Here is a 5,899-nt window from a genome sequence, read left to right on the forward strand (position 1 = left end):
TCACGTGGCGTTTTTTTGTATAATGGTGGCTAACTTAATTATATAATCCACCATAGTAATTCTGATGATTATTTTATAATAGGGTACTTAACTTTTGCTTGTTCCATTTTTGTACTAAGTACTATAAGCTATGATGAATACGATAATTGTTATCCGTTTTTAATGACTTTACCCATTGATAGAAAATCATATGTAAAAGAAAAGTACCTCTTTGGACTATTGTTAGGCGGAGCTGCCTGGGTTTTAGGAGTTATGATGTCTCTAGGATCTCATATTGTAGGGACTCAAGATCTTGTCTATACAGAATTCCTTTTAATGGCCACTATTTACATACCAATTTTTATGATACTGCTATCCATTACAATCCCATTTCAACTAAAGTTTGGTGGAGAAAAAAGTAGAATTGTTATGTTAGGTACAGCTGGCATTGTATTTTTAGTCGTTCGTTTCTTAATTAATCAAGCAGAGAATATGGGAATAGATATTAATGCAATAGGAAATGCGCTATCTGCTGTTCATATAGGTCTTATTAACTTAGCCCTAATTCTAATTGCAGTTGTAGGCTTATTCATTTCTTATGTGATAAGTTCTGCAATTATGGAGAAGAAAGATTTCTAACGAAATGTCATCTTTATAAAAACATCATAAGCACCGATTTTGTTTTGTCTTTAAGAGGAAAAGCAGATTTTTCGCTTTTCCTCTTTTATTGCTTTCAGATTTATTGATATTGAAAGCCTTGATGTAGGTATCATAAATCAAAAGCATGGTTTAATGGACCACTTCCTGCACCCAAATCGAGCATAGCCGATAAAGCAGCAGAGATATAATCCTTTGCTTTTTCTACGGATGTATGTAAATCTTCTCCCTTGGCAAGATTAGAGGCGATGGCGCTAGAAAGGGTACAACCTGTACCGTGAGTATTTGAATTATCAATTCGTTTTCTATAGAACCAACGATATTCTCCACTACTGTACAATAAATCATTGGCATCATTCATATTATGCCCGCCCTTACAAAGAACTGCACAATTGTAAGCTTTACTGATAATTTCTGCTGCTTTTATCATATCGGCAGCATTTTCTATCTTTATAGATGAAAGCACCTCAGCTTCTGGAATATTTGGCGTTACAACAGTGGCAAGGGGCAACAATTTTTCTTTTAGCGTATTTATAGCATCATCAGTAATAAGCTTAGAACCGCTAGTTGCTACCATTACAGGATCCACAACAATATTTTCTGCCTTGTAATTAATCAGTTTATCTGCAATAGTGGAAATAAGTTCTGTAGAAGACACCATACCAATCTTCACTGCATCTGGGAAAATATCATTAAACACACTGTCGATCTGCTTAGCAAGAAAGTCTGGTGTTACTTCAAAAACACCTTGGACCCCTACTGTATTTTGCGCAGTAAGAGCCGTGATCGCACTCATGGCGTAAACACCATTTGTAGTCATTGTTTTAATATCTGCTTGAATACCTGCTCCCCCACTTGAATCGCTTCCAGCGATAGTCAATGCTGTTTTCATATGAATATCTCCTCCAATTTTCTTAAATCTACTATATCAAAATCAGACACTGCCAGAACCCCTCCCCTTATTTTAGGTATACATTGTATTTATATAGGCTAAATGACACTTTCTATTATTCAGCCTTCACCATTTTTTGTGAGAGCAATCTGAGAGATTTGCACTCTGACTCGATATCTTCTACCCCAAAAATCGCAGAAACAAGGGCTACTCCATCTACATCTGTACCTAATAGCTCCAAAATATTTGATTTACCAATGCCTCCAATGGCGACAATAGGAATAGATACCGCCTTACAAATTTCTTTTAAAGTCTCATGGGATACAGTATTGGCATCGAGTTTTGTCGTGGTCGAAAATACTGCACCAACACCGAGATAATCTGCCCCTGCTTTTTCAGCAGCAAGTGCCTGTTCTACAGTCTGTGCTGAAACGCCAATGACCATGTTGTCTCCAACTAGGGAACGAACGCTTCCTGTTTCCATATCTTTTTGTCCTACATGTATGCCATCTGCATTAGATTTTATAGCAATTTCTACATTGTCATTAATGATCAGAGGAATACCGTAGTGAGAGCATAGAGCTTTCATCTCCATTGCCTCTACAAGAAATGCTTCTTGGTCTAGCTCTTTTTCCCGTAATTGAACACAAGTTATGCCACCCTTAATGGCATCTTCAACTTGCTCCATTAAAGTTTGCTTGCCTATCCATGCACGGTCGGTCACAGCATAAAGTAACATCATTTCTTTAATATATTTCATATCTCGCTCCCTGCTCTAGCTCATCACCATCAAGATTGTACATAGCATCAATGATGTAGTTGCTATAACTTGCATTTCCGTCTTCATCTTTTAATCGTTTATAAGCCTTTTCTCCGCAAAGCCCCATAGCACAAATAGCAGCTACAGTTGCTTTAAAGGGATTATGAGGATTTGCCGTTATATAAGCTGCAATAAGTGCAGAAAGCTGACAACCTGTTCCCGTAATACTACTCATCATGGGGTGCCCATTATAGATACAGTATGCTTTTTCATTATAAGCCACTAAATCAATGGCACCCGTAATAGCTATGATTGAGCTCGTTTTTCTTGAAAAGTCTTTAGTAAAGGATACAGCTTGTTTTAGCGTGTCTTTAGTTACACTGTCAGATAAGTCCGCATCTACACCCCTAGTAGTACCTTGACCTAAGGCTAATGTTTTGATTTCTGAAGCATTGCCACGAATGACAGTACACTTAATCTGTTCCATAAGTTTCATAGCTGTTTTTGTTCGAAGGACTGATGCCCCAGCACCTACTGGATCTAATACAACAGGATGGCTAAGCTCGTTTGCCCTCTTTCCTGCTGCAAGCATAGCAGCAATCGTACGCTGATTTAGTGTTCCAATATTGATATTTAATCCACCACAAATAGAAGTAATTTCCTCTACCTCGTCAATATCATCTGCCATAATAGCTGAACCACCGCAAGCAAGAAGGATATTGGCACAATCATTAACCGTTACGTAGTTTGTAATATTATGAATCAAAGGGCTGGTTCTTTTTACATTTTCAACGATTTCTCTAAACATTGTAATTCCTCCCTTTCTCTTGAATGATCGTCTTGTGTAGTCCTGTTTTCTTTAATGAACTTAAGGGAATTATAGAAAACAAGGCACCACCTACCGTTGAAATCAAAAATGGCACAATATAAGCATAAAAAGCAATATCTCCAGTACTTTTGCCCATTAAAATTATAGCAATAGGGTAAGCACTCAACCCTCCAATTATGGACGTACCAAAGATTTCAGCACTTAAGGTTAAGGATGTGTTTTTCGTTTTGTAGTACACAATTCCACAAAGCAAAGCACCAAACATGCTTCCTGGAAAAGCCATAAGGCTACCGAGTCCAAGAATATTTCGAAGGAAACTTGCCACAAATGCTACACCTACACCATACCAAGGTCCTAAGAATACAGCACAGATAATATTTACCATGTGCTGAACAGGAGTACATTTACTCCCGAATATTGGAAAATAGAATAAGCTACCGACAACAGCGAAAGCACATAGAACTCCAGCAATAGACAATTTTTTTATTTGATGATTTCTCATTTTAAAACCCCCTTAGCAAAACTCTACCTTTTCACCCTTTAGAATCTTATTAGTTGTTCTCATTGCACACATTTTTCCGCACATAGAACAACTTTCATTGTCAGAAGGAGGCGTGCTTTCAAAATACTCTCTTGCCTTTTTACCGTCTATAGCAAGGGAAAACATCTCTTCCCAATCAATTCGTCGCCTTGCATCGCTCATTTTATTATCCCACTCACGTGCATTTGGTATTCCCTTTGCAATATCAGCTGCATGAGCAGCAATTTTTGATGCAATAATTCCTTCTTTCACATCTCCTAAATCTGGTAAGCGCAAATGCTCTGCAGGTGTTACATAACACAAGAAATCCGCTCCATGAGATGCCGCAATTGCACTACCAATAGCTGATGTAATATGATCATATCCAGGTGCTATATCTGTAACGATTGGTCCTAAAACATAAAATGGCGCCCCATAACAAAGCCTTTTTTGAAGAGCCATATTTGCTGCAATTTCATTCATTGCCATATGACCTGGTCCTTCTACCATAACTTGAACATCTCTCTCCCAAGCTCGCTTTGTTAAGCTTCCTAGTTCGATTAATTCACTAATTTGTCCAGCATCTGTACTATCGTTAATGCTTCCTGGTCTTAATGCATCTCCTAAACTAATGGTTACATCGTACTGTCTAAGGATCACTAAAATGTCATCGTAATATTCGTAAAAAGGATTTTCATTACCTGTCATTTCCATCCAAGCAAAAATCAAAGAACCACCACGAGAGACGATATTGGTCAATCTGTTTGTGCGCTTAAAACTTTCAACTGCCTTTTTATTGATACCTGCATGTATTGTCATAAAATCTACACCCTGCTTTGCATGAGCTTCAATGACCTTTAGAAAATCTGTAGCAGATATTTTTGCGAGATCTTTTTCAAGATAGCCTATGGCGTCATACATAGGTACAGTACCAATCATCGCCTTGGAATAAGAGATGAGTTGTTGTCGAAAAGTATTGGTTTTGCCGTAATTACTTAAATCCATAATCGCTTCTGCACCTAAATCTATGGCCATTTTTACCTTTTGCATCTCTTGTGTGTGATCAATACAATCTCCAGATACCCCTAAATTTACATTAATTTTAGTTCTTAGTCCTTCTCCAATTCCTTCTGGGCTTAAAGATTTGTGATTTGAGTTCGCTGGTATTGCTATCCTACCATATGCCACTAAGTCTCTAAGCTTCTCCTCTGAGAATTGTTCTTTTTTTGCGACTACCTTCATTTCTTCTGTAATAATACCTTTTTTAGCTGCTTCCATTTGAGTTTTGTAAGACATCTTGATTCTCCTTAACTTTATTTAAATGCAGTTAGGATACCTCATAAGAAAACATCGATTTTGTTGTGTATGACAATTGACGTTTTTACTCGCTCTGCAACCTTGACAGTCACTTCGTCACTCCCATGGTCGGGACGCTCGGCAAATGAAATTTAAAGATTTCATTTGTGTATGCGTATGATTTATTATGCAAATTAGCAAGCTGCTTACATAACAAATCATACACATACAATAAAAACTGTATTTTCGCTTGCCTCATTGTTACATCAAAAAAGGTGCTTCCCAGAGGGCAAGCACCAAATATGTACACAAACAACACATATCAATGTATATTGCTTCCCTACGACGGTATTAACCGACAGGTTCAAAGGGTCAGGCTAAAAGCCTTCTCAACATTAAGTCCCCCTGCAAATATACCTTATAATAACTCTTCTAGATAAAATTGTCAACCCCAACGTAATTTTTGTCTTTTCTACATTATACTATCAATTCTATAAATAGAAAATTGTTGAATTTATTTAATATTTGTGATAATCTATATTAAATAAATAACTTTTCAACGTTAATGGCAAACCCTTCGAAAGATGGGGACGCAAAGCCAAGGGCCTTTCACTTGTGTGAATGGCAGCCGGTTACCAAAAGAGGAGTATTGAAATGTAATCATACCCCTAATTTTGTTGGGGGTATTTTTTATTTTTGCGATAGCAAAATAAATTATATTAAAAAATACCATCAACTATACTCCTAAAGAAAAACTATTACTAAAGGAGAAATGTATAATGGAAAGAAAATGGGAATTTGTAATACTACTTAAAACAATTTTTAATTTGATTACTAAAGGTACTTTATTTCCAGAAGGTACATTATTTGAGATTGATGAGTTATTCCAAAACGAAGAGTAAAAGTAATTCTAAATGAGGACCACCCGTCCAACGGGTGGTTTCCTCTACGGCTATAAGCCTTTGT

Annotated in this window: 7 protein-coding genes and 2 riboswitches; of the genes, 2 read left to right on the top strand and 5 right to left on the bottom strand. The window is 37.0% G+C overall.

Going from position 1 to position 5,899, the window contains the following annotated elements; all coding sequences use genetic code 11:
- Nucleotides 1-45 precede the first annotated feature (45 nt).
- On the top strand, nt 46-618 hold the full coding sequence (locus Q7P22_RS09320; protein ID WP_303863540.1) for an ABC-2 transporter permease: 573 nt from the start codon (nt 46-48) through the stop codon (nt 616-618).
- A 130-nt stretch (nt 619-748) separates the two neighbouring features.
- Here the strand turns inward: Q7P22_RS09320 and thiD are convergent, their stop codons facing one another.
- The 5 genes from thiD to thiC form a co-directional block, all read right to left on the bottom strand.
- Nucleotides 749-1,528, bottom strand: coding sequence for a bifunctional hydroxymethylpyrimidine kinase/phosphomethylpyrimidine kinase (gene thiD / locus Q7P22_RS09325; protein WP_303863530.1), 780 nt, complete (start codon nt 1,526-1,528; stop codon nt 749-751).
- Between the two features lie 115 nt (nt 1,529-1,643).
- On the bottom strand, nt 1,644-2,288 hold the full coding sequence (gene thiE, locus Q7P22_RS09330; protein ID WP_303863532.1) for a thiamine phosphate synthase: 645 nt from the start codon (nt 2,286-2,288) through the stop codon (nt 1,644-1,646).
- Entirely contained in the window at nt 2,275-3,096 is an 822-nt protein-coding gene (thiM, locus tag Q7P22_RS09335; protein WP_303863534.1) for a hydroxyethylthiazole kinase, read from the bottom strand. Before thiM ends, thiE begins: the two co-directional genes overlap by 14 nt.
- Nucleotides 3,089-3,619: an energy coupling factor transporter S component ThiW gene (gene thiW / locus Q7P22_RS09340; protein ID WP_303863536.1), complete on the bottom strand. Its 531-nt coding sequence runs from the start codon at nt 3,617-3,619 to the stop codon at nt 3,089-3,091. Before thiW ends, thiM begins: the two co-directional genes overlap by 8 nt.
- A gap of 12 nt (nt 3,620-3,631) precedes the next feature.
- On the bottom strand, nt 3,632-4,933 hold the full coding sequence (gene thiC, locus Q7P22_RS09345; protein WP_303863538.1) for a phosphomethylpyrimidine synthase ThiC: 1,302 nt from the start codon (nt 4,931-4,933) through the stop codon (nt 3,632-3,634).
- Between the two features lie 319 nt (nt 4,934-5,252).
- Nucleotides 5,253-5,350: riboswitch (TPP riboswitch) on the bottom strand.
- A 140-nt stretch (nt 5,351-5,490) separates the two neighbouring features.
- Nucleotides 5,491-5,573: riboswitch (cyclic di-GMP riboswitch) on the top strand.
- A 139-nt stretch (nt 5,574-5,712) separates the two neighbouring features.
- Here thiC and Q7P22_RS09350 point away from each other — a divergent pair.
- Entirely contained in the window at nt 5,713-5,835 is a 123-nt protein-coding gene (locus tag Q7P22_RS09350) for a hypothetical protein (RefSeq protein ID WP_278278696.1), read from the top strand.
- The last annotated feature ends 64 nt before the right edge of the window (nt 5,836-5,899 follow it).

It is taken from the genome of Alkalibaculum bacchi, from assembly GCF_937875145.1.
GTDB lineage: Bacteria > Bacillota > Clostridia > Eubacteriales > Alkalibacteraceae > Alkalibaculum > Alkalibaculum bacchi_A.

Coding starts and splice junctions, on each gene's coding strand:
- thiW (WP_303863536.1), bottom strand. CDS start 3,619: ATGAGAAATCATCAAATAAAAAAATTGTCTATTGCTGGAGTTCTATGT.
- Q7P22_RS09350 (WP_278278696.1), top strand. CDS start 5,713: ATGGAAAGAAAATGGGAATTTGTAATACTACTTAAAACAATTTTTAAT.
- thiD (WP_303863530.1), bottom strand. CDS start 1,528: ATGAAAACAGCATTGACTATCGCTGGAAGCGATTCAAGTGGGGGAGCA.
- thiE (WP_303863532.1), bottom strand. CDS start 2,288: ATGAAATATATTAAAGAAATGATGTTACTTTATGCTGTGACCGACCGT.
- thiM (WP_303863534.1), bottom strand. CDS start 3,096: ATGTTTAGAGAAATCGTTGAAAATGTAAAAAGAACCAGCCCTTTGATT.
- thiC (WP_303863538.1), bottom strand. CDS start 4,933: ATGTCTTACAAAACTCAAATGGAAGCAGCTAAAAAAGGTATTATTACA.